The organism is Rhizobium sp. BK491 (genome assembly GCF_014194925.1).
In the GTDB taxonomy this organism is placed as follows: domain Bacteria; phylum Pseudomonadota; class Alphaproteobacteria; order Rhizobiales; family Rhizobiaceae; genus Rhizobium.
This window is the reverse complement of record NZ_JACIAR010000002.1, coordinates 706,227-732,772: the sequence shown is the minus strand read 5'-3', so window position 1 is coordinate 732,772 and position 26,546 is coordinate 706,227. Positions and strand designations below refer to the sequence as shown.

The window sequence follows — 26,546 nt, the reverse complement described above, 5'->3', positions numbered from 1 at the left end:
AAAAAAGAAGCGGCCTCCGTTGGAAAGCCGCCTCATACCCTGGTTCCCATGTCGCGCCGGCTTTGCGGCGCGCCCGATCAATCGAAATCGTCCTGACCCGAATTGCCACCGCCATTGCGGTTACCGGAGATGATCTCGCGCTTGCCGACATGGTTGGCGGGGCCGACCAGGCCGTCCTTTTCCATGCGCTCGACGAGCGAGGCAGCGCGGTTGTAGCCGATGCCGAGGCGGCGCTGGATATAGGAGGTCGAGCACTTCTTGTCGCGCATGACTACCTTGATCGCCTGTTCGTAGAGATCGTCGCCGTCTTCCGAGGCAATCGCGCCCTTGTCGAAAACGGCCGTATCTTCTTCCTCGTCTTCTTCGTCCTCGTCGGCGGTGACCGTATCGAGATATTCCGGACGGCCCTGCAGCTTCAGGTGCGCTACGACCTTCTCGACTTCCTCGTCCGAAACGAAGGGGCCGTGAACGCGGGAGATGCGGCCGCCACCGGCCATATGCAGCATGTCGCCCTGGCCGAGCAGCTGTTCCGCCCCCTGCTCGCCGAGAATGGTGCGGCTGTCGATCTTCGAAGTCACCTGGAAGGAGATGCGGGTCGGGAAGTTCGCCTTGATCGTGCCGGTGATGACATCGACCGAGGGACGCTGCGTCGCCATGATCAGGTGGATGCCGGCGGCACGCGCCATCTGTGCCAGACGCTGGATCGCACCTTCGATCTCCTTGCCGGCGACCATCATCAGATCGGCCATCTCGTCGACGATGACGACGATATAGGGCATCGGCGTCAGATCCATTTCCTGTTGCTCTTCGATCGGGGCACCCGTGCCCTTGTCGAAGCCGGTCTGGACCATGACATGGATCGTCTCGCCCTTTTCCTTGGCGGAGGCAACGCGGCTGTTATAGCCGTCGATGTTGCGAACGCCGAGGCGCGACATCTTCTTGTAGCGATCCTCCATTTCGCGCACCGCCCATTTCAGCGCCATAACGGCCTTCTTCGGATCGGTGACGACAGGAGTCAGCAGGTGCGGGATACCGTCATAGACAGAGAGTTCCAGCATCTTCGGATCGACCATGATCAGGCGGCACTGTTCTGGCGTCATGCGATAGAGCAACGACAGGATCATGGTATTGATCGCGACCGACTTGCCCGAACCGGTCGTACCAGCGACGAGCAGATGCGGCATCTTCGCGAGTTCAGCAATGACCGGCTCGCCGCCGATTGTCTTGCCGAGGCCGAGCGCCAGCTTGTAGCCGCTCTTCTCGAAATCGGGCGAATCAATCATTTCGCGGAAATAGACAGTCTCGCGGTTGACGTTCGGCAGTTCGATGCCGATGACGTTGCGCCCGGGTACGACGGCGACGCGGGCCGAGAGGGCCGACATCGAACGGGCGATATCGTCTGCCAAGTTGATGACGCGGGAGGATTTGACGCCGGGTGCCGGCTCGAACTCATAGAGCGTGACAACCGGGCCGGGCCGGACATGGATGATCTCGCCCTTGACGCCGAAATCCTCGAGGACGCTTTCCAGAAGGCCGGCATTCTGCTCCAGCGTTTCCTGCGTCATGATCACGCCGGAACGAACGGTGGGCTCCTGTAGCAGTTCGCGCGGCGGCAGCTCGTATTCGCCGTCAGCGGAGCGGGCGATCGGCCGCCATTCGGGCGGCGTCAGCGATGCGGGCCGGCGCGGCGAGATCCGCGATGGCGGTGCGTCGATCAAACGCTGAGCGGCGGCTTCGACTGCGGGGATCGTCGGCGCAGCCTTGGCGACCGGTTGGGCAACAGCCGGCGCGGCGACCTTCGTCGGCATCGGCGCCACGACCATGACAGGCGCGGGCCGGGTTTCGGCGTCTGCACCATAGACGGCGGTTACGAAAGCGGGCGGCACGAATGTTTCGGCTGGCGCCACCACAGTCTGCGGCTCGGCAGCAGGTGCTTCAACGATAACGGGGGCCGCCTCGACGACGGGGGCCAGAACGGCAGCCTCAAGCGCGGCAAGCTCGTCCATGGCCGGCGTGCTGATATCTACCACTGACGGTCTGCAAGCGGTTTCGACGTGAGCTGCGATCTCGACTGCCGGAGGCTGCACGACAACGGGCTGCGGCTCGACGGCGGCAGCCGGGCGGCGGCACTCGACGACGCGGAACTTGGCGATGATCGATTCGGCATCGACTTCCGGCTTGGGCGTCGCCGGCTGCTTCGGCTCGCCCTTGAGGGCAGAGACGAATTCGCCATCGAACGGCATCGCATCCCAGAATGCAAAATCGGAAAGATGGACAAGACGCGACTCGACCACAGGCGCGGCTCGGGACTCGGGAACACTTGACTGAACAGGGGAAGCATCCAGCGCGATCGCGGGAGCTTTCGAGAATGCGGTAGCGATAACGGTCATCTCCAATGCGTCCGGCTCGGTTGCCGGGGAATTCTGAATTACTGTCGGAATATAGCCTTCCACCACCAGCGGCATGTCTTCGAGCGCTGGCAGATGGAACTCTGATGATTGCATCGGCTGCTGAATGACGACGGCGATCGGAGCCTCGACGGCGGGCGGCTCCATGACCCGCATCGCGGCGTGCGCGGAAGCCTGCGGCCGGATCTCAGCCTTAGGCTCGACAGGCGGACGGCGGCTGATAATTTCATTTTCACGGGTGCGGGTGAAGCGCACGTTCGGCCCCATCAGGAAGGCATTCTGCCAGCCGGGAGACGCGAGATCTTCCGCGGAGATTCCCTGCGGCAGAACCGGCATTTCCTGCTCGCTCGCAACCGCAGCAGCCTGCAATGCCTCCACAACAGGCGGCGGAGCTGCGGCGGTGCGCTTCCTCACCTCTTCGGCAAGGCGCTTTTCCTCGGCGTGACGCTGCTCTTCAGCCTTGCGCTTGGCTTCGCGGGCGTTGCGGATCTTCTCTTCCAGAAACGCGCGGCGAGCGGCAATCTGCTCGGCGCGGCGCGCCTCTTCGGCCGCCTGCTCCGGGTCGAGATCGCCCTCCGGCTGGACGCCTTGCGAGGCATTGGAAAGTGTCGTTCGGGAAAGACGCATGAGACCTGCAACCCAGTCATTGATATTGCCGTTGGCTTCTCAAATCGAATAGGGCAAGGATGGTTAATAAGTTCCTTCCTGCGCTTGTGGAAAGCAGCCATTCCGCACCCGGAAAACATGTCCGAATATTCTCGAAATCTCTGTGGAAACAAGGGCATGACGCAGCTCAGCCGCACGGAAGTGCGGCAATGAGACAGGTTAAATTTTTTGTCGGACCCGTTAGCGCGATGAGGACAGCTGCGCGATGGAAAGCAGCGTGTCGGCACTGATACCCACGCCCGGGGAGGAACTCGTCAGAATCGAAAGCGCAGGGGATGCCGAGGAGGTCGTATTGTTCTGCAGGTCGTACATGGCCGAGAATCGCTGCAGCAGCCGATTGAGCTTGTCGGGATCGTGCAGGTCGCTCACATTGATGAAATTGCCGAGCATCTTGGCCTGGGTATCGACGTCCATGTTGGAGATCGAGCTCGGCAGATTGAAGGTGGTCGTAACGACCTCATAAAGGGCGGCATCACCCATGATGTCGTAGATCGAATTGATATCAGGCGCCTTGCGCTGGAAATAAAGCGCCAGGCGCACGCCGGGATTGCTGTCACCTTGCTGATCTTCCAGCGTCTGATGCAGGAAGAGATCATTGGTCGCTGAAAGCGCGCCCTGGTTTTGCGCCGTGCCGAGCTTGCTGTCGGTCAGGTTTCCGTCGGTGCCGAAATTGAACGCCTCGACGATACTCTTGAACTTTGCACCGTCAGCCGTGTTGATGAAGCTCTTCGCATCGGATGGATCGGAGGCAAAAGCTTTCTTCAGCGTCGCCGTATCGACCGTCTTCGGATCGATACCGTTAGCCGTCAGGATGAAATTCGTAAGTTTGCTGTCGGCGAGCAGATCCGTGACGCTGGTCACCTTGACGATGTTGGTGGCGAAATAAGTAGCGGCTGTCTTGGCGTCGTTGTTGGCCTTGGTCAGTTCGGCACCCGACAGCCCCGCCGTGCTGTGGCGGGAATATTGCGAGATATAGCTGTTGATCTGTGTCTGCGACAGAGCCTGCACCGGCGCTTTCAGATTGCCCTTGCTGTCGAAATTGAAGGCCTTGGCAAGGGCCGTGAACCGGGAATCCTTCAGCGAGTTGACGTAGCTCTTCGGATCATAGGGATCGCTTTCGAGGATCCTGGTCAGCTGTGACTTTGTGACTTCGTTCTCGCCGATACCGTAGGCGCGCAGCGCCATCTGATAGAGCTCCGGCGCGCTGTCATTGGCGGCGCTGCTGTCGGAGGTGTTGCTCGCAAAGAAATCCTTGATGGTCTTCACGTCAGCGATGCGGTTTTTATAGTTGTTGACCGCATCCGTATTCAGGTTCGACTGCGACGACTGGTAGTTGCTCATATAGGCCTTGGAGGCCGCGTCGATCTCGCTTTGGGACTGCGCCGTCTGGCCGGAAGCTAGCGTCCCGTCCGACTGGAAATTGAACTGGGAGACAGCGTCGGTCAGACCGAAGATGGCGGCGGTCGTCGGATCGGCGAAGGCATTCTTGAAGACGGCGGCGGGCGTCGTCGGATCGATGCCGTAAGCCGTCTTGACGTAATCGAAGAGACGCGTGTCCGATGTCAGCTGGTCGACCGACGTAATGGAGCCGATATGATTCTTGTAATAGAGATCGTTATCGGCCGCGCCGACGCTCGTAACGAACGAGGGCACGGTGAAATTATAGGCGCTCATCACATCGGCCTGCTGGCTGAGCGTCTGCGGCCCACCCGGGTAGTTCGCGGTATAGCCGGCCGTGGTGGCGCTTATCTGGCCTGACGTCTGCACCTGCGAGCCGGATGCGACGGTGCCATCGCTCTGGAAATTGAACTCGGCCATGACGGCGGTCAGCCCGTTCGAACTCGCGGTAGCGGCATCCTTGGCCGATGCATTGAACTGATCGGCGGTGATGTAGGACGGGATATTGAAAGCCGTCTTGACGTATTGGAACAGTTGCGGATTGGACGTCAGCTGGTCGACCGACGTGATGTTGCCGATATTGGCCTGGTAATAGGCCGTGTCGCCGTCCGGCGTCGATGTCTTGACCGTGCCGTCGGCATTGAAATTGAATTCCGCCACCAGAGCCTTGTCGGCGGCGCTGCCGTTCTGATTGACGTAGCTGTTCGGATCGCTGGGATCGCTCGTCAGCATCTGCTTCAGAGCCGAATTCGATACATAGGTCGGATCGACGCCGTAGGCCTGCAGCACGTAATTGCGCAGGCGGGTATTGCCTAGGAGATCATCGACCGTCTTTACCGAGCTGATGTTCTGGCTGTAATAGCTCGTTTCGGTCGCCGCCGACGTCTCCTCATTCGTAAACGACTGTTGGTAAAGCCCGATGAGGTCGTCTTCCTGCGTGCTGGTTTGTGCCGTATTCGACGTGCCCGTCGCGCTCGTGCCGAAATTGAACGCCGCAGCGAATTCCTTATAGCGCGGATCGGTGAGCTTATTGGCGAAACTGCTGGAGTCGCTGAGGTCGCTGGTCAAGACCTGTTTCATAAAGGCCTTGGCATAGGTCATGTCGGAAAGCCCGTAGGCTTCCATCGCATAACTGTATAACTGATAGTCATTCAGGAAGCTGTCGACGTCTTTTACTTTGCCGATGTTGGCATTGTAATAGTCGATCGAACGCTTGTTTTGCGACTGCTGCGCCACCTGATTGAGCGACGTCGTCATATCTCTGGTTGCGATCGTATAACCAAGATAAGTGGAAATCATCAGCAGAATCCCAATAGATCTCTAATAAAAGCGGCGAATCTAGCTGACATTATTTCATATAAACCTTACCTGAGACTTACAGGCACTCATCCAATGCGTGCACTATATTGATGCACCACCCTGCCCTGTATTCACCTTATGGAAACCCTGATGCATTCAACTTTGCTAACCATTTGAGGACGCAAAGTTTTCTTAACCTCGATTTTTAAGCTGTCTGGAAGGGACGGCGCCTAATCTGCCCAACAACGAGAGGACAAAAGTTCTCCGAGAGAAGACCGGAACAACCGGCTCTCAGGTAAAGCAAGGGTAGAGAAATCGATGACTAATACCGTCCTGAAGCCCGACTGGGCTGGAACCACACTGCGGCTTGATCCGGCGCGCTTCCCGCAACAGGTCAGCTATGCCATGCGAGGTGCCGAGGGTGACGTCACCATTACGATCGATGAGCGCGGCGCCGTGCTGCGCAAGATCCTGCCGTCCAGCGGTCTGCCGCTGTCCGTCGCCTTGCCCAAGCGTGCATTCAAGGGTGTTGCAGCCCGCGCCATCGACCATGGCGATGGCGAAGTTACCGTCACGCTGGAACTGCATCACTCCGATCCGGATCTCTGCATCCCCCTTCTCGTCGCTCATGACTTGAGCGATATCGCCGCCGACTGGCGCTCCTGGTCGGAAGCCTTCCGTATTCCGATGCTGATGATCGAAGCCGACGGCGTTGCCCGTCCGCTGGAAGAACATCTCGGCGGCGTCCGCTCGCAGGACAGCCAGCCGCGTCGCCGCCATTCCTACTTCGCAAACCGCCGTCCCCGCTTCCTCGTGCGCCGCACGACGGGCAAGCTTGGCATCAAGATGAAGATCCAGGGCCGCGAGATCATCGCCAGACATTAAGCCGATAAGGCTCGAAAACCGAATATCGCCGGAAACCGGCCGTGGGAACCAATCCCGCGGCCGAAATCTTTGAGTTTTCAGGGAGCAAGAAGCAGGAACGACAGGAAGAGCCCGGCGAAAATGATCAAGCCGACGCGGTTATTAGATTTGAATAGCGCAAGGCATTGGGCACCGTCGTTGATGTCGAGCACGGCGATCTGATAGGCGAACATGCCGCCGGCGACGATCAGACCGAGATAGGCCAGCCAGCTTGTACCCACGAGCGCAAAGGACAGCAGCATCAGGAGCAACGTCACTCCATAGAGCCCGACCAGCCAAAGGCGCGTCTGATCGCCGAAAAGCCGGGCGGTCGAGCGCACACCAATCAGCTCGTCATCCTCCTTGTCCTGATGCGCGTAGATCGTGTCGTAGCCGATGGTCCAGAGAATGGCTGCGAGATAGAGCACGATCGAGGCAAAGGACAGGCCGCCGAAGAGACCTGCCCAGCCCATCAGGGCGCCCCAAGAAAAGGCAAGGCCGAGGAAGAATTGCGGCCAGTCCGTGAAGCGCTTGGCAAAGGGATAGAGCGCGACGATGCCGAGCGACAGGACACCGAGCACGACGGCAAACCAGTTGAACTGCAGCAGCACCAGCAGGCCTATCAGAGCCTGCAATGCGATGAATACCTTGGCCTGCAGGCGCGTGACGCGGCCCGATGGCAGCGGGCGCGAGCGCGTGCGCGCCACTGACATGTCGATCTCGTGGTCGACGAGGTCATTATACGCACAGCCGGCGCCACGCATTGCGACGGCGCCGACGAAATAGAGGAAGAGGTGATAGATCACCACGAATCCGGGAGAGCCCTGCCCCGAGGCGACGGAGGCATTGGCCGCAAGCGCCACGGACCAGAAGCATGGCCACATCAGCAGCTGCCAGCCGATCGGCCTATCCCAGCGTGCAAGCTGAGCATAAGGCCATAGCGTCGGGGGCAGAACGCGGTAGACCCAGTTGCCGGATGGCGCGTCAGCGACGCGCCCGTTGATGTCGCCTGTCTTTTGCATAGGCGAGTAGTAGTGACATCCGGCACCGGAGGTCAAGCGGCGAGCCATAACGAAACATGACCTCGCCCGTTGCTCAGTTCATGGTGAAATTGAACTTGTAGCTGGCGGAAACGCCGATCAGCAGCTGGTTGCGGTCGCCGCGCTCGCGCACGAGGCTGCTGTCGGCGGCGGGACCAGTGAGCCGGGTATATTCGAGGAAGGTGCTGGTGGTCCAGTTCTGCGAGGCCTTCCAGGTCAGTGCGCCGCCGAAGCCGACGGATTTGACACCGCCGCCGGGCTTGTAGCCGCTGAGGCCGGAGGCAGCCGATTGGCGCGCATTGACGCCGTAATAGGTGTCGAAATAATCGCTGCTGGCGAGTGTCACGCGTGGACCTGCGGAGGCGCGCAGCTCCGGCGTGATGTCGGTAAAGGCATCGACCGCGGCATCGGCGACGATGCCGCTATGGGCACGAATACCCTGGCGAACTTCGACGCGAGCGCGCAGCCAATCCGTGGGATAGGCTTCGGCAAAACCGCCGGCTTCCACACCCCACTTGACCTTCTTCAATCCCCTCAGCTCGCGGCCATCGCTGCTGTCGCGGCTCGGCACGAACTTGCCGACGATGCCGATGCGAAACGCATCGCTTTCGATCAGGGCAAAGGACGGATTGTCGTTACGCGAGGAAAAGCGCGGGCCTGGGCCTTGCCGGCCGATGGACACAAGCGGCGACCATTGCAGCTTGTTGTGCTTGCCGCCTTCGAACTTCGGCGCGGAGAAACCGGCCGCACCTACGCTTAAGTACCAGTCACCCGACCACAAATGCTGGCCATCTCCCGCCTCGGCAGCGCCGGCATAAGCGACAGCGGAGAGGCCGCCAATGAAAAGGAACCTTAACTTTGCAAACACAACGAAACTCCATGATACGCAATACAAAGGGCCGTCCGACCCAAGAGTTGCTGCAAATTATGCGGATCGCGTTACCGCTCCCTTAACCACAACACGCCGAATTCGATCAGAACATCAAATTCCGGTTGCCCCAATCCGGCCCCCCGCTCGACATGTGGCAGCCTATCGCGTTGATTTAATTTCTGTATAGATACTCAATCGCGGGTAATGGTCGCGATGGCCAAATGCCCGCCATCTCATAGCCCCCCATTTCAAAAGATGAGAAACGAATGAAGAGCATATCCCTGATCTCCCTAGGTCTGATCCTGACTGCCGGCATGGCGCTTTCCAGCTGCGTCGGCACTCCGATCGGCGGAGCAAAGCAAAGCCAGTTTTCGGGAAGAGCGGCGCCTGGCAAAAAGACGAAGGTGACCACTGCTTCGCTTGTGAAGCAGGACTGCACCTTTGCAGGATTTCCCTATATGGGCGTCATCAAGCAGCCTGCCCACGGCAAGGTTGACGTCGAGCACGGGCCGGTCACAGCGAAGTTTTCGAAAGACAGTACTGCCTACCTATGCTCGGGCAAGACGGTCCAAGGCAACATCGTCTACTACACGCCAAACCCTGGTTTTGCAGGCACCGATCAGTTCACCCTGCGTCTTACGGGGCTGAATACCGATGGTACGGTGCAAGACGGCACCTTTACCGTCCATGTTGGCAGATAGCGGCCGCAGCGACGTGCGGGCATGAAATAGAAAGGCCGGACCGTGGCTTTCCACTGTCCGGCCCTATCAAACGGCGGCATTAGAGCGGTTCAGCTTTTCGCGGAATCCCTGAACCGCTCTATTTCCTTTTTTCACGCAATTCCGGACGGAAAACTGCTGCGCACTTTTCCTGGAATTGCTCTAGGCTCAGAACGTCACCTTCTCCAAAGGCGTGCGCCCTGCCTCGAATTCCTTCAGTTTCGCCTCGCGCTCCGCGATGTAATTGCGATTATCCGGCACGGCGAACTGGTTCTTGGTGATCTGGAGCTGCATAATGAACAGTTCGTCCCAGCGGAAGCCCATTTCGGAACCGGCCAGATAGAACTCCCACATGCGGAAGAACTTCTCATCGTAGAGAGCGACGGCATCAGCCTTGCGCGCCACGAAGCGGTTGCGCCAATGCCTCAGCGTATAGGCGTAGTGCATCGGCAGGGTTTCGACGTCCCTGGTGAGCAAACCTGCCTTTTCCAGCGGCGGCGTGGTCTCGCCGATCGAGGGGATGTAGCCGCCGGGGAAAATATACTTTTCGATGAAGGCGTTGGTGGCAAAGCTCGGCTTCGGGCGGGCGATGGAGTGCAGCAGCATGACGCCGTTGTCATCCAACAGCTCCGAAACCTTACGGAAGAACTTGCCGTAGTCGCCGATGCCGACATGTTCGAACATACCGACCGAGACGATGCGGTCGAACGTCTTGCCCGTCAGGTAGCGATAGTCCTGCAGCTCGAAGCGCACGCGATCGGAGAGGCCGCGCTTGGCTGCCCGTTCGCGCGATACCTTGAGCTGCTCTTCGCTCAACGTGATACCGGTCACGTCGAGGCCTGGATAGGCTTCGGCAAGATACATGGCCATGCCGCCCCAGCCCGAGCCGATCTCCAATACCTTCTGGCCAGGCTCGACCAGCAGCTTGGCGGCGATATGGCGCTTCTTGGCGGCCTGCGCTTCGAAGAGGCTGATGCCCGGCGGATTGAAATAGGCGCAGGAATATTGCCAGTCCTCATCGAGGAAGAGATCGAAGAGCTTCGCCGACAGATCATAGTGATGGGCAACATTGTGCTTGTTGCGATTGATTGGCGAGCGGCTCTTGATCTGCTGCCAGGCTATGCGGCCGAGCAGCAGCGCCGCCATGCGGAAATCGAAGATCTCATTGGTGGTATTCTGCTTCACCAGCGACAGGAACTCGTAGATGTCCCCCTGCTCGAGGATGAAGCGGCCCTCCATATACATTTCGCCGAGCTTGAGCGTCGGATCGCGGGCAACCGCATCTTCAGCCTGCTGATCGGCAAAACGGACGGCCACCGTCTCTCCGGTTCCGTCGCCGACCATATGGGTCTCGCCGGATGCGAGCGTAAGCCTGAGTGAACCTTTACGGATGATTTTCTTGACGAGAGAAAAGAGTGTCGACGCCATGGACGCCCCGAATGTTATGACATGACATTAAGGCAACTTTAACGCCTCACAGCATTGTGGCAAGCGCACCTTTCCACAGTCATTGGCACTCTGACAACAACGCTGCCAGAGTGTGACATTCTTGCACGAAGTTCCGCTAAGCCATTATTTTCGTTTGAGTGCGTCCGCCAACGCTGCTCCAAAACTACCCTGTTGTTCGGCCTTCGGAGGGGTATTTCCCTTAACGCCAGCGCTGCGCGGACCACCCTGTTCGCGTGTGTCCCGCCCGGACGGGGCTGCCACAGTGCTGCCATCTTTGCGCATGGAGAGGCCGATTCGCTTACGCTTCGCGTCGACTTCCACGACCCTGACCTTAACGACGTCGCCGGCCTTCACGACCTCATGAGGATCCTTGATAAAGCGATCCGCCAGCTGCGAGACATGCACCAAACCGTCCTGATGGACGCCAATATCGACGAAGGCGCCGAAGGCGGCGACGTTGGTGACAGTTCCTTCCAGCAGCATTCCCGGCTTGAGGTCACCGATCTCGTTGACCCCCTCCGCAAAGGTCGCGGTCTTGAAGCTCGGGCGCGGATCTCGGCCCGGCTTTTCCAGTTCGGCGATGATGTCGCGCACGGTCGGCAGGCCGAATTTGTCGTCGATGAACTGACGGGGATCGACCGCCTTCAGCGTCGCGGTGTCGCCCATCAGCGTGCGCAGGTCACGGCCGCAGGCGGCTACGATCTTCTTGGCGACGCCATAGGCTTCCGGGTGTACCGAGGAAGCGTCGAGCGGCTCCTTGCCGTTGGGAATTCGCAGGAAGCCGGCGCATTGCTCGAAGGTGCGCTGGCCGAGACGGGCGACCTTCAGGAGATCGCGCCGCGTCTCGAAAGCGCCTTCGCCATCACGATGCCGAACGATCGCCTCAGCAATAGAAGGCCCGAGACCGGAGACGCGGGCAAGCAGCGGCACAGACGCCGTGTTCAGATCGACACCGACGGCGTTCACCGCGTCTTCGACCACGGCATCCAGCGAGCGCGACAGCTTCTGCTGGTCGACATCGTGCTGGTACTGGCCGACGCCGATCGACTTCGGCTCGATCTTCACCAGTTCGGCCAGCGGATCCTGCAGGCGGCGAGCTATGGAGACGGCGCCGCGCAACGAGACGTCGAGCCCGGGGAATTCCAGCGCCGCGGTTTCCGACGCGGAATAGACCGATGCGCCGGCTTCGGAAACAATGACCTTGGTCGGCTTCGGCGCCGGCAGTTCGGCCAGCATGTCGGCCACCAGCTTTTCGGTTTCGCGGCTGCCTGTGCCGTTGCCGATCGCGATCAGTTCGACCTTGTGCTTGCGGATCAATGCCGCAAGGGTCGCCTGCGTACCGCGCACATCGTTCTTCGGCGGAAAGGGATAGACGGTCGTCGTTTCCAATAGCTTGCCGGTGCCATCGACCACGGCGACCTTGACGCCGGTGCGGATGCCCGGATCGAGACCCATGGTGGCGCGCGAACCCGCAGGCGCTGCCAGCAGCAGATCCTTCAGATTGCGGGCGAAAACATGGATCGCTTCTTCTTCGGCACGTTCGCGCAGTTCCCGCATCAAGTCGAGCGACAGCGACATCGAAAGCTTCACACGCCAGGTCCAGCTTGCGACCTCCGTCAGCCAGCGGTCGCCGGGTCGGCTGGTGCCGATATCATAGGCCGCAGTGATCATGCGTTCGACCGACTTGTTGGGTGAGACGGCTTCGGCATCGATTTCGATATTCAGTGTCAGGACTTCCTCGTTCCAGCCGCGCAGCATGGCAAGCGCGCGATGACCGGGAGCCGTCGCCCAGCGTTCCTGATGGGCGAAATAATCCGAGAACTTGGCGCCCGCTTCCTGCTTGCCGTCGACGACGGCGGCCTTCAGCGTCGCGTTGGTCTTCATGTAATTGCGCAGCTTGCCGAGCAGGTCGGCATTTTCGGCAATGCCTTCGGCGATGATATCGCGCGCGCCTTCCAGCGCCGTCTTCACGTCGGGCACATCGGCCGTGATAAAGCCTTCGGCGAGAACCGCGGGCTCTTTGGAGCGATCCGCAAGGATCGTGTCGGCCAATGGGCCGAGGCCGCGTTTCCTCGCAATTTCGGCGCGCGTGCGGCGCTTCGGCTTGTAGGGCAGATAAAGGTCTTCCAGCTCAGCCTTGGTGCCGACGGTTGCAACCTTGCTCATCAGCTCGTCGGTCATCTTGCCCTGGCCGGTGATGGATTCGATGATAGCGGCGCGGCGCGCTTCCAGCTCACGCAGATAGACCAGACGTTCCGACAGAGTACGAAGCTGCGTATCGTCGAGGCCACCGGTCACTTCCTTGCGGTAGCGGGCGATGAAGGGCACGGTCGCACCTTCGTCCAAGAGCTCGATGGCGGCCTTGGCCTGATCCGGGCGGGCATTGATCTCGGCGGCGATGGTTGCAGCAAGGGAACGGATATCGGCGGACATGTGTCTCTCTGAACTGGACAATCGTAAAGGGGACCATAAGCATGATCCCGCGGACATAAGAAGCGGTTTCGGCACGGAACACGCCAATCCGGGCGCGGAGATAGCGTGGAGGGCGAAGCCGCTTCCGCTTTAACGGGATAAAAAGGCATGGCAATGTTGCCAGCCCTGCCTCCACAGGATTTGCCGCTTGACCTTTGGCTCATCCCCGCTTAACCGCGCAAAAGGACGCAACGAAAGGGCAAGCCATGAGAGTTCTGTTGATCGGATCGGGCGGACGCGAGCACGCACTGGCCTGGAAACTGGCGCAATCGCCTCTCATGACGGAATTCTATGCCGCACCCGGCAATCCCGGCATTGCTGAGCATGCGACGCTTGCGCCGATCGATATCGACAACCACGACGCTGTTGTCGCCTTCTGCAAGGACAAGGCCATCGACTTCGTCGTCGTCGGCCCGGAAGCGCCCTTGGTCGCCGGCATTGCCGATGCGCTACGCGCCGCCGATATTGCCGTTTTTGGCCCTTCTGCAGCCGCCGCCCAGCTCGAAGGGTCCAAGGGTTTCACCAAGGATATCTGCGCCCGCTACAATATTCCCACCGGCGCCTATCAACGCTTCAACAATGCACCGAAGGCGAAAGCCTATGTCCGCGCTCAAGGCTCGCCGATCGTCGTCAAGGCGGATGGCCTTGCGGCGGGCAAGGGCGTCACCGTCGCGATGACGATCGACGAAGCGCTTGCCGCGATCGACGATTGCTTCGAGGGTGCATTCGGCGAGGCCGGCGCGGAGGTGGTGATCGAAGCCTATCTCGATGGCGAAGAGGCAAGCTTCTTCTGCCTTTGCGACGGCAAGCATGCGCTGGCACTTGCGACCGCACAGGACCACAAACGCGTCGGCGACGGCGATACCGGCCCGAACACTGGCGGCATGGGCGCCTATTCCCCTGCCCCCGTGATGACGCCCGAATTAGTTGAGCGCACCATGAAGGAAATCATCGAGCCGACGATGCGCGGCATGGCCGAAAACGGCCACGCCTTCAGCGGCGTCTTCTTCGCTGGGCTGATGATCACCGCCAAGGGTCCCGAACTCATCGAATACAATGTCCGCTTCGGCGATCCGGAATGCCAGGTGCTGATGATGCGCCTGAAAAGCGACCTGCTGCCAATGCTCTATGCCTGCGCCAACGGCACGCTGGATCAGGTGACGGCCGAATGGAGCGAGGATCCGGCGCTAACGGTCGTCATGGCCTCGAAGGGCTATCCCGGTTCCTACGCCAAGAACACACCAATCGCGGCGCTGCCCGCCGACAGCGAAGGCGAGAAAGTGTTTCATGCCGGCACAGGCCTGAAGGACGGCGCGCTCGTTGCGACGGGTGGGCGAGTCCTCAACATCACTGCAACGGGCAAGACTGTAGGCGAGGCAAAAGAACGTGCCTATGCGCTGGCTAACAAGGTGAAGTGGGACAACGGCTTCTATCGCCACGATATCGGCTGGCGTGCAGTCGAACGCGAAAAGTAAACATCACACTAGCTCTACAAGCCCAGGTCCATTAAAATTTTACCTAATCTCCTGACGAGATGGAAATAAAGCTACACTAGTGTCTCCGTCACTATAGGCGGAGTTACTGGTTATGCGTTCCTTCTTTCTGACCTTGGCATGCGTAGCGGCCGGCGGTTCCGCCATGGCCTCGTCGATCCAGCCGATCGATGGCACGATGATCGGCGGAAGGGGCAGCATTATCAACAAAAGCTGCGCCGAATGCCCTCCGCTGAAGCCCCCCGTCACAGAAAGAGAATACACCGTGCCGACGCTGGAGCCCGGCACGCAATCCGTCGTCGTGCGCAACATCGACGGACAGAAAAAGGTCGTCCGCACCGAAGCCTGGATGGGTGGCTCGCCCGTTAACTTCGTCAGCAAGCCGACGCCAGAAGCGCTCGCCGCCGCCGGTGAGCCCGTCGACGGCATCGACATCACGGCTCGGACGGCGGCCTTGCCGAACTCATCCACCGCTCGCGAACCCGCGCCGCTCGATATCTCCGGCTTCCAGCTTCGCCAATAAGCCCCGCAAGCCGTCTTGGTAACGCTTGGCCGCTTGCGGAATGCCGACTATATTCAAACTTATAAATATATCCTCATAATATTCGATAAATCTAAATAATTGCCGGAAATCTCGAAGTCTCCTCGACGGCATAAGCAAGTAAAACTTCGTATTACTTACAATTCCTGCACACATCTCCGGTTTAATTCCGAATTAAATACAACCAAATCCCTACAATTAAAGCTTTCTTAGACATAAACAGCGATTTTACTGCCACCGGACAGCAGCATGTCATTTAAGCGGCGGCAAGCGTATTGGGATTCTCTCAGGCGATCGCACAGGCGGTAGGAAACCGCACCGGTATTCACCCCTGTGGGAGGCACCATGAAGAATCTCAAGATTTCGCATCAATTATTTGCCCTGCTTGGCGTCCTGATGGCCGCCTTCGCAGTGGCCACTTATTTCCAGATCCGGTCCCAGGCCGATTCCATTTACGACGACCGCTTCGACATGCTGCGCACGCAGGTCGAATCCGGCATCTCGGTTCTGAACCAGTATTATCAGCGCGAAAAATCCGGCGAGATGACCCATGAGGCAGCCCAGGCCGAAGCCTTCAAGGTCCTGTCGCATGTGAGCTTCGCGCCGGCAGGCTATCTCTTCGGCTTCGACTATAATGTGATCCAGCGCATTCATCCGAGCCCGGTCAATATCGGCAAGGACATGTCTTCGCAGGTCGACAAGAACGGCACCCATTTCAGCAAGGAAATGGTCGAGAAAGGCATCAAGGGCGGCGGACGCACCATCTATTACTGGAACAAGCCGGGTCGCTCCGACAGCGAGTTCTTCCTCAAGGGCAGCTATTCAGCCGCCTTCGCGCCTTGGCAGATCGTCCTGGGTTGCGGCGTCTACATGGATGACCTCGAGGCGCAGATCAACGCCACCATGTGGCGTGCGCTTATGATCTGCGGCATCGTCTTCCTGATCGGCATTGGCGCCGCCTTCTACTTCATCCGCGGCATCACGAAGCCGCTGACCGACGTCCATGCCGCACTGAAGGCCGTGGCCGACGAAGATGTGAAGATGGCCATTCCGCATGCCGAGATGCGCAACGAAATCGGCCTGATGGCGAAAGCGACCCAGGCGCTGCAGGAAAAGATCCGCGAGCGCCACGTGCTGGCCGACCGCCAGGCTGCACAGGAACTCGAAATCAGCAATGAGCGCGAACAGAACCTGCGCCAGCAGCAGGACGAGGCCCACGAACAGGCGCGCGTCGTCTCGGTCATCGGCCGGGCGCTTGAAGACCTCGCCCGCGGCGACCTGACGGTGCGTTGCGGCGATCTCGGCGCCAGCTATGCCGGCCTTCGCAACAACTTCAACGAGGCGCTGTCGCATCTCGAAGCCGCGATGGGCCGCGTCAACGCCAAGGGCAACGACATCGGCCTCAGCAAGGAAGAAATCCGCCGCGCCTCCAACGAACTGTCGCAGCGCACCGAACGCCAGGCCGCCAGCCTGGAAGAGACTTCCGCCGCGCTCGACGAACTCACCGTCGCTGTCCGCCAGACCGCGGAAGGCGCCGATGAAGCCAGCAAGCGTGTTCATGCCGTCAGCGCCGAAGCATCGCGCAGCGATGCCGTGGTTGCCCAGGCGATCGAAGCGATGAGCGGCATCGAGAAGTCCTCGGCAGAAATCGGCAAGATCATCGGCGTCATCGACGAGATTGCCTTCCAGACCAATCTTCTGGCGCTCAATGCCGGCGTCGAAGCGGCTCGCGCCGGCGAATCCGGCAAGGGCTTTGCGGTCGTCGCCCAGGAAGTGCGTGAACTTGCCCAGCGCTCCGCCGCAGCCGCCAAGGAGATCAAGGACCAGATCGCCCGATCTTCCGGCCAGGTCGATCAGGGTGTCCGCCTTGTCGGTGAGGCAGGCGAAGCGCTGAAGCGCATCTCCGGTCAGATCAAGGCAGCCAACGAAATCGTCTCGAAGATCGCCCACAGCGCCTCCGAGCAGGATACGACGCTGCGCTCGATCTCCTCTTCGATGAACCAGCTCGATGCCGCCACGCAGCAGAACGCCGCCATGGCCGAAGAGACGACGGCATCTGCCGAGACACTCGCCGCCGACACGGAAGATCTCCTCGCCCTCATCCGCGGCTTCCGTGTCAACGACGGCCACCCGGCTGCGGATCATCGTCGCCGGGCCGCCTGAGCCACATAAGGCAGAAACACAAAACCGCCGGGCATGCGTCCGGCGGTTTTTCTTTGCGCTGAGATTAATCGCTAATTCAGTTTGCGGTCTTCAACCGTTCGACCAGTTTCTCAATCTCGCGATCGGAATAGACCTCGATACCGGCCTGCTGCAGCAGCGCCGCCGTGACGCCTCGGCCACTCTGCCGACTACCGGAAAACGTGCCGTCATAGATGAAGCCGGAGCCGCAGGACGGGCTGCCGTCGATCAGGAGGGCATAGCGGCAGCCGGTTTCCGTTGCGAGCGCCAGCGCATTTTCCGCCGCCTGACGAAACTCCGCCGTGACATCACCGCCGCTGATCTCCATTACCCTTGCGGTGCCGGCAAGCACGTCCGCGCCCGTGGCGCCGCCAGCAATCTCGGCAGGCGGTCTTGGAACCGCCATACCCGCAGACATTTCCGGACAGATCGTCACCAACAGCCCCTCCTCGCGCCAGCGATCGATCGCCGGGTGGACAAGAGGCTTGGAGCGTCCGTCATAGCGGACGGCATGGCCCATGAGGCAAGCGCTGACTAGGATCTTTCCGGTCATCGCGCCCCCATGCCTTATCCCGCAATCTTCGAGAAGTCGGCGACAGTGCCGGTCGCCTCGCGGATTAGCCGCAGCAGCGCCAGGCGATTGGCGCGGATGGCGGCGTCTTCGTCGTTGACGAGCACGTCTTCGAAGAAGCGGTCGACGGGTGCCCGCAGCTTGGAAAGCGCGGCCATGGCCGAGCGGAAGTCTTCCTTAGCGATCGCATCGGAAGCTTCGGCGGAGGCGGCCTTGACGGCGGCGAAGAGATTCTTTTCCGCGTCGAGCTTCAGCAAGGCTTCTGAAACTCCATCGGCAACGACGGTGCCCTTCTTCTCCTCGGCGGCCAGGAGCTGCGTGGCGCGCTTGGTGCCGGCGAGCAGGTTCTTGCCATCCTCGGAGGTGATGAAGGCGGTCAGCGCCTCGACACGGCGGGCAACCATCAGCAGATCGTCAGCTTCCGGCGTCAGCACGGCATCGATCAGGTCATGGCGGGCGCCGAGATCGCGCAGATAGACCTTGAGGCGATCATGGAAGAAGGCGAGCAGATCGGCATCCTTGGTGGTCGCAAGCAGCGGCAGGCGCACGCCCCGCTCCAGCAAAATACGGACGACACCGAGGGCAGCGCGGCGCAGCGCGTAAGGGTCCTTCGAGCCCGTCGGCTTTTCGTCGATCGCCCAGAAGCCGACGAGCGTATCCAGCTTGTCGGCAAGCGCGACTGTGATCGCAACCTTGTCCTCGGGGACGCGGTCGGACGGGCCTTGCGGCTTATAGTGATCTTCGATCGCCGTCGCGACCGAGGCGTTCTCGCCCTGCAGCGATGCGTATTTGCGGCCCATGACGCCCTGCAGCTCGGGGAATTCGCCGACGGCTTCGGTGCGCAGGTCGGCCTTGGCGAGCACCACGGCACGGTCGACCAGAGCGGCATCGGCGCCGGTGATCTTGGCGAGGTCAGCCGCCAGCGCGCGGATGCGGGCGACGCGCTCGCCCTGGCTGCCAAGCTTGGCATGGAAGGTGACGTTCAGAGCGTCGAGCTTCGCCATGCGCTGATCGAGCGGCTTCTTCAGATCGAGGCCGAACTTTTTAGCGGAGGCTTCCAGCGTTTCGAGATCGGGCAGATCGCCCTGGTCACGCTTCCAGAAGTGCAGCGCGTCGGACAGACGGGCACGCACGACCTTGCCGTTGCCGTGGATGATTTCCTTGCCGCCATCCGTCGCCTGGATATTGGCAACGAGAATGAAGCGGTTGGACAGCGTCTCACCGGCCGATGGCCGCGTGACGAAACACTTCTGGTTGGTCTTGATGGTCAGGCGGATGATCTCCGACGGGATCGAGAGATAATCCTCCTCGAAGGAACCCATCAGTACCTGCGGCCACTCGACAAGGCCGGAGACTTCCTCCAGCAGACCTTCATCTTCGACTAGCTCGAGGCCATTGGCGAAAGCGACATCGCGGGCATCATGCAGGATGATGTCCTTGCGGCGTTCGGCATCGAGAACGACATAGGCCTTTTCCAGGCTCGAGGCATAATCCTCGAAACGCTTGACCACGATTGGGCCGGGGGCATGGAAGCGATGGCCGTAGGTCACGTTCGAGGCGACGATGCCGTCGATCTCGAAGGGGATGACGGTGGTTTCTTCATGTTCGGTGCCGAAGGTGCAGACGATCGACTGCAGCGGGCGCACCCAACGCAGCGAGCCGGGCTTCACCGAGGCCTTGCCCCAGCGCATGGATTTCGGCCAGGGGAAATTTTTTATGATGTCGGGCATCACCGCAGCGACGATTTCCTCCGCGGCACGGCCGGGCTTGGAAATGATCGCAACGTAGAAATCGCCCTTCTTCGGGTCGCTCTGCACCTGGGCTTCGGCAATGGAGGAGAGACCGGCGCCGCGCAGAAAACCTTCGATCGCCTTCTCGTTGGCATTGGTGCGCGGACCCTTGCGCTCCTCGCGCACATCAGCCGAGCGCGCCGTCAGACCGCGAATATCGAGCGTGAGGCGACGCGGCGTCCAATATTCCCTGGCCCCCTCATAGGAAAGACCCGCTTCGACCAGGGCATCGGTCACCAGCTTCTTCAGGTCGCCGGCAGCCTTGCGCTGCATACGGGCGGGAATTTCCTCGGAGCGGAGTTCGAGAAGGAGATCGGGCATGTCAAGGTTCCTCACCCTCCCCTTGAGAGAGAGGGTCGGCACGGCGTGCCGGAGTGGGGTGAAAACGGTCGGCCTCTGCTAGCAAAATTTGCCGCTGCTGCACAATGGCAAATATCGTATCCAGGACAGCCTCGACCTCATCTATGACCTCGGCATTCCAGAATCGGCCGACATCGTAGCCTTGGCTTTCGAGATAGGCCGTGCGCTCAGCATCATAACGTCTTGGCGCCTCTTCCGCATGCTGGCTGCCGTCGAGCTCGATGATGAGACCGATCTGATGACAGGCGAAATCGGCCAAGTAGCGCCCGATCGAAACCTGGCGGCGAAAATGCGTGCCCTCAATCGGAATGCGCCACAGCTGTTTCCAGAGCTTGGCTTCCGCATCGGTCGCATAGGCGCGCAGACGCCAGCCGTTGGCGATTTTGAAGCGGTCGAGCTTGGAGGGCTTTTGGGGCAGAAGAATCTCCGTGTGGCTGAAACAGCGAAGTTGATGAGTCGTGAGGTACACCCTCCCCTTGAGGGGGGTCGGCACAAAGTGCCGAGGTGGGGTGATCATGGCAAACTCCGCAGCCAAACAATTATCACCCCCACCCGCCGCTGCGCGGCGACCTCCCCCCCCAAGGGGGAGGTGTTCACTACCATCCGCCGCCGCCACCACCGCCGCCACCCCCGCCGGAGAAACCGCCACCGCCGCCTCCCCCACCGCCGAAAGCGGAGGACGAGCTGGAGACGGGTGCGGGGATGGTTGAAGCGATGGTGGACGCCATGGAGGACGAGAAGTCGCCGATCGTTCCGCCGATATTGCCGGGGTTGAAATTGCCGGAATACCAGAGCGGTGCGTAGGCGGCCGCCGCGCCACCCGCAGCGGTGGCGAGCCAGGTTTCAAAGGCGCTGGACCACGGCTTTTCGACACCGAGTGCGACTGCATAGGGCAGCAGCTTTTCGAAATGCTGTGGCGACATCTGCGGCGCGCCCTGCATGTTCATTCGGTCGCGCTCGGCGAGCGTCAGATATTGCCTGAGGCCGGCGATGCCATCCATCATCTTGCGCCCGAGTGGCGTCGGCGCACCCATCAGAAAATAGAAGACGACGTTGAGCGCGAAAATGCCGACGATAGCGGCGACCAGCGGCAACAGGCCCGCTTCCCACAACGGCACGACCGCGGCGGCAAAACCGCTAACGGCAATCGAGACGAAGACGAAGCCGAAGAAGGCAAAAATCAGCACCGAAATGATGCGCTGGGCGAGGCTGGCACTATGCCTGCGAAACCTGCGGCCGATCGAGCTGGCGAAAAGCGTTACGAAAATCGACAGGAAGCCCGGCACGATGATGAGCGGCAGGGCATTTTCATGCAGGCGGCCGAAGATGACAATGGAAGCCAGGATGAGGATCGACAGTGCGATACCAGCAATAACATAGAGCGCATTGGCCTTGTAATATTCGTCGCGATGGTTGCGCTCGATCGCGCTGCGGAACTTCGCACCGAGTCGCTGCACCGCCTCGCCATTTTCCTTGTCGATGACAAGTGGAGAAAATGGCCCGACGGCTTGCATGATCACCTTGTCGCCGCCACCGAGATCGCTGCCTGCCTTGCCCGTCGGGCGCATAACGACCTTTTCCTTCAGGTCGTCCAAGATGACATAGCCGCGCACGGCGAGATCGATCGCCGTCGCTGAGAATGCCGTCCAGCCGGAGCTGGCAAAGCCCCTATTGTCGATATAATTGACGAGCGCGGGAGAGATGCCTTCGGGTGGGTCCCAGCGCGGAACCATGACACCCGGCGGAGGATCGCGACCGACGGCGATCCAGCTTCGCAGGTAATATGCGAACAACAGGATCAACCCGCCGACGGCAATGATCGTATCGAGATGATCCCGAAGGAACCAGCCCCATTGCTGGCTGTCGCTCGGCGGTGTGATTGCGCCCTTCGCGAGCTTGATGGCAACCGTCAGACCTTCGCCGGCTGCGAGCGGCCTTGTCGTCGCAAAAGTAACGATATTGCCCTGTTGGTTTGCACTTGCGTTCTTGCCGGTAGCGCCGAGCGGCCCCGTAAAGAAGGCAAGCTGCTGCGGCTGTACGCCCTCCGGCAGGGTGACGGCCGCCTTGGCATTGATGATTAGGAACAGCCAGCCGTTGCCAGTCACGTTCCAATAAAGCTCGTCATGATCGCCGAAATAGCGCATTTGACGATTGGTATCGTAGGTAAGGCGGAATGAATGCGGGCCTGGGTTGAGACTTCTGTCGGCGTTACCAATGTAGATGCGCACGCCGCCCTTGATGCGCTCGCTATGCCAATCCTCCGGCTGCCCATCGCGCTCGACGGAGACGACCTTGAAATCCACCTCGATCTCGCGGCCGTTGGCATCGGTCATTGTCAGCGGGAAATCCCGGAAGATGCCGCGGCGGATGTTTTGGCCTTCGGCATTGACGGAGATCGTCTCGACGACCTGCATGGAGCCGTCACGATGCAGCGCGATCGCTTGATCGAAGTTGGTGATGAGCTCGGCTGCCGTCACCGCCGTTGCACAAAGCAGCAGGCACAAAGCCAGGAAGAACCCGCAAAGCCGTGTCATCACTCCCCCCAAAGGATGGCCGCGACGCCGTTGCCGGCGCCGCTTCACGTCAGGAACATGCCTGCGCTCAGCCTCCCTTGAGATGGCGGAGCGTCAGTCTTCGTAAACGACACCAAGAGACGCCAGCACGTTCCAGTAGGACGGGAAGGTCTTGGCGACGCAATCAGGGTCGAGAATGGTGATGCCGCCGATCTTCAGGCCGGCGAGCGCAAAGCTCATGGCGATGCGGTGATCGGCAAAGCTGTCGATTTCTGCCGGCAGCACCTTGCCGGCGAGGCTCGGATCGGATGCGACGATGAGATCATCGCCCTCTTCAGTCCCGAGGTTCGGCACGATGCGGGACAGGCCGCTCGACAAGGCGCGGATGCGATCGCATTCCTTGACGCGCAGGTTCTCGATGCCGACGAAGCGCACCGGCGTTTCATTGAAGGCGGCGAGAACGGCAAGCGTCGGGATAGCATCCTGCATCTGCGAGCCGTCAATGACGGCGGGCAGATGCGGAAACTTCGAGATCAGATCATAGGCCTTCGCATCCGGCTGCGAGAATTGTTCCGCCGGCGTGCCGAGATTGATCTTGCCACTGCTCAACACTTCAGCTGCCCAGAGATAGGTCGCAGCGGAGGCATCGGGCTCGATCACGAAGTCCGCGGCATGATAGCCGGTGGGCTCGACGCGCCAGGCAACCGGGCTCACACGCTCCACTTTGGCGCCGAAAGCGCGCATGGCAGCAACCGTCAGATCGATATAGCCGAGAGCCCCGATATGCTCGCCGAGCAGTTCGACGTCGACAGCGCGGTCACCGCCGGCAGCCATCATCAACAGAGCCGAAACATACTGGCTGGACAGGCCGCCATCGATCTGCACGCGGCTTGCCTCGAAGCGGCCGGTGCCGTTGATGGTGACGGGCGGGCAGCCGGTTTCCGTGGAGGCATCGACGCCGAGCGAGCGCAATGCGTCGACGAGCGGGCCGATCGGCCGCTTGCGCATATGGGCATCGCCATCGACGATGACCTTGCCGTCGACCAGCGCTGCAGCTGCCGTCAGGAAGCGCGTCGCCGTGCCGGCATTGCCGAGGAAAAGCGGGGCAGCCGGCGCCTTCAGCTTGCCGCTGCCGGTCACGATGAAGGTCGTGTCGTCGGGCTCGTCGATGACTACGCCCATGGCGCGCAGCGCTTCGGCCATATAGCGGGTATCGTCGCTCTTCAGCGCGCCGGTCAGCCGGCTCGTGCCCTTGGCAAGGCCCGCGAGCAGCAGTGCGCGGTTGGTGATCGACTTCGATCCCGGCGGCATGGCGCGCCCGGTCAAAGGCTTGCCCGGCGGGATAATCGTGAGTTTGGCTCTACCCATCATCATTCTCTTTGGTCAGTCAGGAAAGCGGCCGATGGCCAGCGGTCGGCATCCTTTACCGCCTCACATGAAAAACTGATAGCGGAAATCTCAGAACTTTACCGTTGGAACGGCACGGTCCGCTTCGTTTGATATCTCGAAATAGGCCTTCTTGGTAAAGCCAAAGGGGCCGGCGATGAGATTGTTCGGGAAGGTCTCGACCTTGACGTTCAGATCGCGCGCGGCACCGTTGTAATAGCGGCGGGACATCTGGATTTCGCCCTCGACGCCCTCCAGGGAGCGCTGCAACTCGAGAAAGTTCGTGTTGGCCTTGAGATCGGGATAGGCTTCGGCGAGCGCGATCACGCGGCCCAGCGCCTGCGACAACAAACCCTCCGCCTGACCGCGGGCGGCGACATCCCCAGACGGCACGGCCTGCGCCTTGTTGCGCAGTTCGACAACCTCTTCCAAGGTCTGGCGTTCATGGCCGGCATAGCCTTTGACCGTCTCGACCAGATTGGGGATGAGATCGGCGCGGCGCTTCAACTGCACGTCGATGCCGGACCAAGCCTCCTCCGCCACCTGGCGTGCACGGACGAGCCCATTATAGGCGAAGACGACATAGAGCGCGGCCAGCACTATGATCGCTAGAAGAACAAGCATCTGAAATCCCCCGTGGCGACTGCAACCCAAGGGACACTAGGCAGATTTTGTGCCAATGTCACCCGGCTTTAATGGCGGCGCAGAGCCAAGATAGGCTGTGGCGATGCCCAATCCCGGGGAAGCTTGCCTCAGGCGGCCTGCTGGTTCCAGTTGATGCCGCCGGCATCGGTCAGCAGGAAAGCCTCGCCGCAAGCCTTGGCAAGCGTGCGCACGCGCAGGATGTAGCTCTGGCGCTCCGTCACGGAGATGACGCCGCGGGCGTCGAGCAGATTGAAGACGTGGCTCGCCTTGATGCACTGGTCGTAAGCCGGAAAGACGCATTTGTGCAGGCGATGATTTTCACTGTCGCCCGGCGCGCCGGCTGCCAACAACGCCTGGCATTCCTTCTCGGCATCGATGAAATGGCGGTGCAGCATCTCGGTATTGGCATATTCGAAATTATGCCGGGAATATTCCTGCTCGGCCTGGAGGAAGACATCGCCATAGGTGATCTTGTCTTCGCCCTCGAGGCCGTTGAAATTCAGGTCATAGACACTGTCGACACCCTGAACGTAGGTCGCAAGACGCTCCAGACCGTAGGTCAGCTCACCGGCGACGGGTGCGCATTCGATGCCGCAAACCTGCTGGAAATAGGTGAACTGCGAGACTTCCATGCCGTCGCACCAGCATTCCCAGCCGAGACCCCATGCGCCGAGCGTCGGGCTTTCCCAATCGTCCTCGACGAAGCGGATATCGTGCAGCAGCGGATCGAGGCCGATCGCCTTCAGCGAGCCGAGATAGAGCTCCTGCAGGTTCGGAGGATTGGGCTTCAGGATGACCTGATACTGATAATAGTGCTGTAGGCGGTTCGGGTTCTCGCCATAGCGACCGTCGGACGGACGGCGGGACGGCTGGACATAGGCAGCCCGCCAAGGCTTCGGACCCAGCGAACGCAGCGTGGTGGCCGGATGAAACGTGCCGGCGCCGACTTCCATGTCGTAGGGCTGCAGAACCGCGCAACCCTTGTCGGCCCAGTAATTGTGCAGCGTCAGGATCAGCGCCTGAAAGGAGCGCTTCGGGTTCATATGGTCGGGCACGTTGGCAGTCATGGGAACTGATTTCTTCCACTAGCGAATTGTTTGGCGGACAGGTGCCACGCCGGGGCGAATGGGTCAAGTTTTTACTCTGCGGAGTGCAGGGACATTACCCGCCCTTGATCCCAGGGGGCATCAAAATGGATTGACGATGGTCAACTGCTTCTCGACTATCAGGCCGGCGTGCAAATCTTCCGAATAAAACCGCTCGCAGCCAGCCTCGATCGCTGCCGCCATCATAGTCGCATCATAGAAAGAAAGCCGATAGCGCTGGGCAAGATCCAGCCCCGCCAACGTGATCTTCTCACTTACCGCAACGATGGTGGCCGACAAAGCGACGACAGCATCAACCGCCTCGCGAATGTCAGCCCACGGCATATTGAGTTTCTTACGTCCAACATTGGCAAACTCGTTCAGCGCCTGGGCGCTGATGACGAATGGCTTGGCCAGCAACGCTTGTGCCTTTTCGGCCCGCTCGTCCTCCGTAAATGCATAGAGGAGAACGTTGGTGTCGAGAAAATCCGAAGCGGGACGCATCAGCGAGAATTGGCATCTTCGCGATCAAACTTCCAATCCTTGGGGAGTTTGAGCTTGAACGATCTGACCTTTTCCAGGGCCTTCTGTCGCCTGTCGTCGCGCTCGATCTCGAAGGCGTTTCCCGTGCCGACACGCACGACGATATCGTCGCCCTCCTTCAGATCAAGCGCATCCACAACCGCAGAAGGAATGCGGATGGCTAAACTATTCCCCCATTTTGCGACCTGCATGAAACACTCCAATGATATACAT

At 60.4% G+C, this 26,546-nt stretch carries 20 protein-coding genes; 5 read left to right on the top strand and 15 right to left on the bottom strand.

Features of this window, described 5'->3' with window-relative positions:
• Positions 1–77: 77 nt before the first annotated feature.
• Both FHX05_RS11405 and FHX05_RS11400 read right to left on the bottom strand, forming a co-directional pair.
• Positions 78–3,035 (bottom strand): DNA translocase FtsK, encoded by a 2,958-nt coding sequence (locus FHX05_RS11405; RefSeq protein WP_183871722.1) that lies wholly within the window; start codon positions 3,033–3,035, stop codon positions 78–80.
• A 219-nt stretch (positions 3,036–3,254) separates the two neighbouring features.
• Positions 3,255–5,771 carry a DUF1217 domain-containing protein gene (locus FHX05_RS11400; RefSeq protein WP_183871720.1) on the bottom strand — a complete coding sequence of 839 codons (2,517 nt, stop codon included), beginning with the start codon at positions 5,769–5,771 and terminating at the stop codon, positions 3,255–3,257.
• Between the two features lie 318 nt (positions 5,772–6,089).
• On the opposite strand from FHX05_RS11400, the gene FHX05_RS11395 reads away from it, so the two are divergent.
• Entirely contained in the window at positions 6,090–6,656 is a 567-nt protein-coding gene (locus tag FHX05_RS11395) for a DUF6101 family protein (protein ID WP_015339003.1), read from the top strand.
• 77 nt (positions 6,657–6,733) lie between these two features.
• Here the strand turns inward: FHX05_RS11395 and ubiA are convergent, their stop codons facing one another.
• Together ubiA and FHX05_RS11385 are read right to left on the bottom strand one after the other, a co-directional pair.
• Positions 6,734–7,696 (bottom strand): 4-hydroxybenzoate octaprenyltransferase, encoded by a 963-nt coding sequence (ubiA, locus tag FHX05_RS11390; RefSeq protein WP_183872438.1) that lies wholly within the window; start codon positions 7,694–7,696, stop codon positions 6,734–6,736.
• A gap of 73 nt (positions 7,697–7,769) precedes the next feature.
• The gene (locus FHX05_RS11385) at positions 7,770–8,555 is read right to left on the bottom strand and encodes a MipA/OmpV family protein (protein WP_310229886.1); all 786 of its coding nucleotides are present in this window, start codon (positions 8,553–8,555) and stop codon (positions 7,770–7,772) included.
• A gap of 296 nt (positions 8,556–8,851) precedes the next feature.
• Here FHX05_RS11385 and FHX05_RS11380 point away from each other — a divergent pair, with 296 nt between their 5' ends.
• Positions 8,852–9,286, top strand: coding sequence for a hypothetical protein (locus FHX05_RS11380; protein WP_183871718.1), 435 nt, complete (start codon positions 8,852–8,854; stop codon positions 9,284–9,286).
• A gap of 186 nt (positions 9,287–9,472) precedes the next feature.
• Here the strand turns inward: FHX05_RS11380 and FHX05_RS11375 are convergent, their stop codons facing one another.
• Positions 9,473–10,732, bottom strand: coding sequence for a cyclopropane-fatty-acyl-phospholipid synthase family protein (locus FHX05_RS11375; protein ID WP_183871716.1), 1,260 nt, complete (start codon positions 10,730–10,732; stop codon positions 9,473–9,475).
• 144 nt (positions 10,733–10,876) lie between these two features.
• Complete coding sequence (locus tag FHX05_RS11370; protein WP_183871714.1) at positions 10,877–13,186, bottom strand: Tex family protein; 2,310 nt, start codon at positions 13,184–13,186, stop codon at positions 10,877–10,879.
• Positions 13,187–13,431: 245 nt separating this feature from the next.
• Between FHX05_RS11370 and purD the strand changes: the two genes are divergently transcribed.
• From purD to FHX05_RS11355, 3 genes are all read left to right on the top strand, one after another.
• Positions 13,432–14,700: a phosphoribosylamine--glycine ligase gene (gene purD, locus FHX05_RS11365; RefSeq protein ID WP_183871712.1), complete on the top strand. Its 1,269-nt coding sequence runs from the start codon at positions 13,432–13,434 to the stop codon at positions 14,698–14,700.
• A gap of 112 nt (positions 14,701–14,812) precedes the next feature.
• Positions 14,813–15,241, top strand: coding sequence for a plant virulence effector HPE1-like domain-containing protein (locus FHX05_RS11360; RefSeq protein ID WP_183871710.1), 429 nt, complete (start codon positions 14,813–14,815; stop codon positions 15,239–15,241).
• Positions 15,242–15,604: 363 nt separating this feature from the next.
• On the top strand, positions 15,605–17,422 hold the full coding sequence (locus FHX05_RS11355; RefSeq protein ID WP_183871708.1) for a methyl-accepting chemotaxis protein: 1,818 nt from the start codon (positions 15,605–15,607) through the stop codon (positions 17,420–17,422).
• 76 nt (positions 17,423–17,498) lie between these two features.
• On the opposite strand, the gene FHX05_RS11350 is transcribed toward FHX05_RS11355, so the two are convergent.
• From FHX05_RS11350 to FHX05_RS11310, 9 genes are all read right to left on the bottom strand, one after another.
• Positions 17,499–17,993 carry a DUF523 domain-containing protein gene (locus tag FHX05_RS11350; protein WP_183871706.1) on the bottom strand — a complete coding sequence of 165 codons (495 nt, stop codon included), beginning with the start codon at positions 17,991–17,993 and terminating at the stop codon, positions 17,499–17,501.
• Positions 17,994–18,007: 14 nt separating this feature from the next.
• Positions 18,008–20,122, bottom strand: coding sequence for a glycine--tRNA ligase subunit beta (glyS, locus tag FHX05_RS11345; RefSeq protein ID WP_183871704.1), 2,115 nt, complete (start codon positions 20,120–20,122; stop codon positions 18,008–18,010).
• 1 nt (position 20,123) lies between these two features.
• Positions 20,124–20,678, bottom strand: a complete 555-nt coding sequence (locus FHX05_RS11340; RefSeq protein ID WP_246698899.1) for a DUF559 domain-containing protein — start codon at positions 20,676–20,678, stop codon at positions 20,124–20,126.
• Between the two features lie 79 nt (positions 20,679–20,757).
• A complete protein-coding gene (locus FHX05_RS11335; RefSeq protein ID WP_183871702.1) occupies positions 20,758–22,695 on the bottom strand; it encodes a DUF2207 domain-containing protein in 1,938 nt (645 codons plus the stop codon).
• A gap of 93 nt (positions 22,696–22,788) precedes the next feature.
• Positions 22,789–24,045, bottom strand: coding sequence for a 3-phosphoshikimate 1-carboxyvinyltransferase (locus FHX05_RS11330; protein ID WP_183872434.1), 1,257 nt, complete (start codon positions 24,043–24,045; stop codon positions 22,789–22,791).
• Positions 24,046–24,132: 87 nt separating this feature from the next.
• Positions 24,133–24,684, bottom strand: a complete 552-nt coding sequence (locus tag FHX05_RS11325; protein WP_113233191.1) for a LemA family protein — start codon at positions 24,682–24,684, stop codon at positions 24,133–24,135.
• A 128-nt stretch (positions 24,685–24,812) separates the two neighbouring features.
• Entirely contained in the window at positions 24,813–25,772 is a 960-nt protein-coding gene (locus FHX05_RS11320) for a glycine--tRNA ligase subunit alpha (RefSeq protein WP_112335445.1), read from the bottom strand.
• Between the two features lie 120 nt (positions 25,773–25,892).
• On the bottom strand, positions 25,893–26,294 hold the full coding sequence (locus tag FHX05_RS11315) for a PIN domain-containing protein (protein ID WP_183871700.1): 402 nt from the start codon (positions 26,292–26,294) through the stop codon (positions 25,893–25,895).
• Positions 26,294–26,524: an AbrB/MazE/SpoVT family DNA-binding domain-containing protein gene (locus FHX05_RS11310; protein ID WP_183871698.1), complete on the bottom strand. Its 231-nt coding sequence runs from the start codon at positions 26,522–26,524 to the stop codon at positions 26,294–26,296. Before FHX05_RS11310 ends, FHX05_RS11315 begins: the two co-directional genes overlap by 1 nt.
• Positions 26,525–26,546 lie beyond the last annotated feature (22 nt).

Bases quoted from the DNA above. Each gene is read 5' to 3' on its own strand.
- FHX05_RS11405 (WP_183871722.1), bottom strand. From the start codon at position 3,035: ATGCGTCTTTCCCGAACGACACTTTCCAATGCCTCGCAAGGCGTCCAG.
- FHX05_RS11400 (WP_183871720.1), bottom strand. From the start codon at position 5,771: ATGATTTCCACTTATCTTGGTTATACGATCGCAACCAGAGATATGACG.
- FHX05_RS11395 (WP_015339003.1), top strand. From the start codon at position 6,090: ATGACTAATACCGTCCTGAAGCCCGACTGGGCTGGAACCACACTGCGG.
- ubiA (WP_183872438.1), bottom strand. From the start codon at position 7,696: ATGCAAAAGACAGGCGACATCAACGGGCGCGTCGCTGACGCGCCATCC.
- FHX05_RS11380 (WP_183871718.1), top strand. From the start codon at position 8,852: ATGAAGAGCATATCCCTGATCTCCCTAGGTCTGATCCTGACTGCCGGC.
- FHX05_RS11375 (WP_183871716.1), bottom strand. From the start codon at position 10,732: ATGGCGTCGACACTCTTTTCTCTCGTCAAGAAAATCATCCGTAAAGGT.
- FHX05_RS11370 (WP_183871714.1), bottom strand. From the start codon at position 13,186: ATGTCCGCCGATATCCGTTCCCTTGCTGCAACCATCGCCGCCGAGATC.
- purD (WP_183871712.1), top strand. From the start codon at position 13,432: ATGAGAGTTCTGTTGATCGGATCGGGCGGACGCGAGCACGCACTGGCC.
- FHX05_RS11360 (WP_183871710.1), top strand. From the start codon at position 14,813: ATGCGTTCCTTCTTTCTGACCTTGGCATGCGTAGCGGCCGGCGGTTCC.
- FHX05_RS11355 (WP_183871708.1), top strand. From the start codon at position 15,605: ATGAAGAATCTCAAGATTTCGCATCAATTATTTGCCCTGCTTGGCGTC.
- FHX05_RS11350 (WP_183871706.1), bottom strand. From the start codon at position 17,993: ATGACCGGAAAGATCCTAGTCAGCGCTTGCCTCATGGGCCATGCCGTC.
- glyS (WP_183871704.1), bottom strand. From the start codon at position 20,122: ATGCCCGATCTCCTTCTCGAACTCCGCTCCGAGGAAATTCCCGCCCGT.
- FHX05_RS11340 (WP_246698899.1), bottom strand. From the start codon at position 20,678: ATGATCACCCCACCTCGGCACTTTGTGCCGACCCCCCTCAAGGGGAGG.
- FHX05_RS11335 (WP_183871702.1), bottom strand. From the start codon at position 22,695: ATGACACGGCTTTGCGGGTTCTTCCTGGCTTTGTGCCTGCTGCTTTGT.
- FHX05_RS11330 (WP_183872434.1), bottom strand. From the start codon at position 24,045: ATGATGGGTAGAGCCAAACTCACGATTATCCCGCCGGGCAAGCCTTTG.
- FHX05_RS11325 (WP_113233191.1), bottom strand. From the start codon at position 24,684: ATGCTTGTTCTTCTAGCGATCATAGTGCTGGCCGCGCTCTATGTCGTC.
- FHX05_RS11320 (WP_112335445.1), bottom strand. From the start codon at position 25,772: ATGACTGCCAACGTGCCCGACCATATGAACCCGAAGCGCTCCTTTCAG.
- FHX05_RS11315 (WP_183871700.1), bottom strand. From the start codon at position 26,294: ATGCGTCCCGCTTCGGATTTTCTCGACACCAACGTTCTCCTCTATGCA.
- FHX05_RS11310 (WP_183871698.1), bottom strand. From the start codon at position 26,524: ATGCAGGTCGCAAAATGGGGGAATAGTTTAGCCATCCGCATTCCTTCT.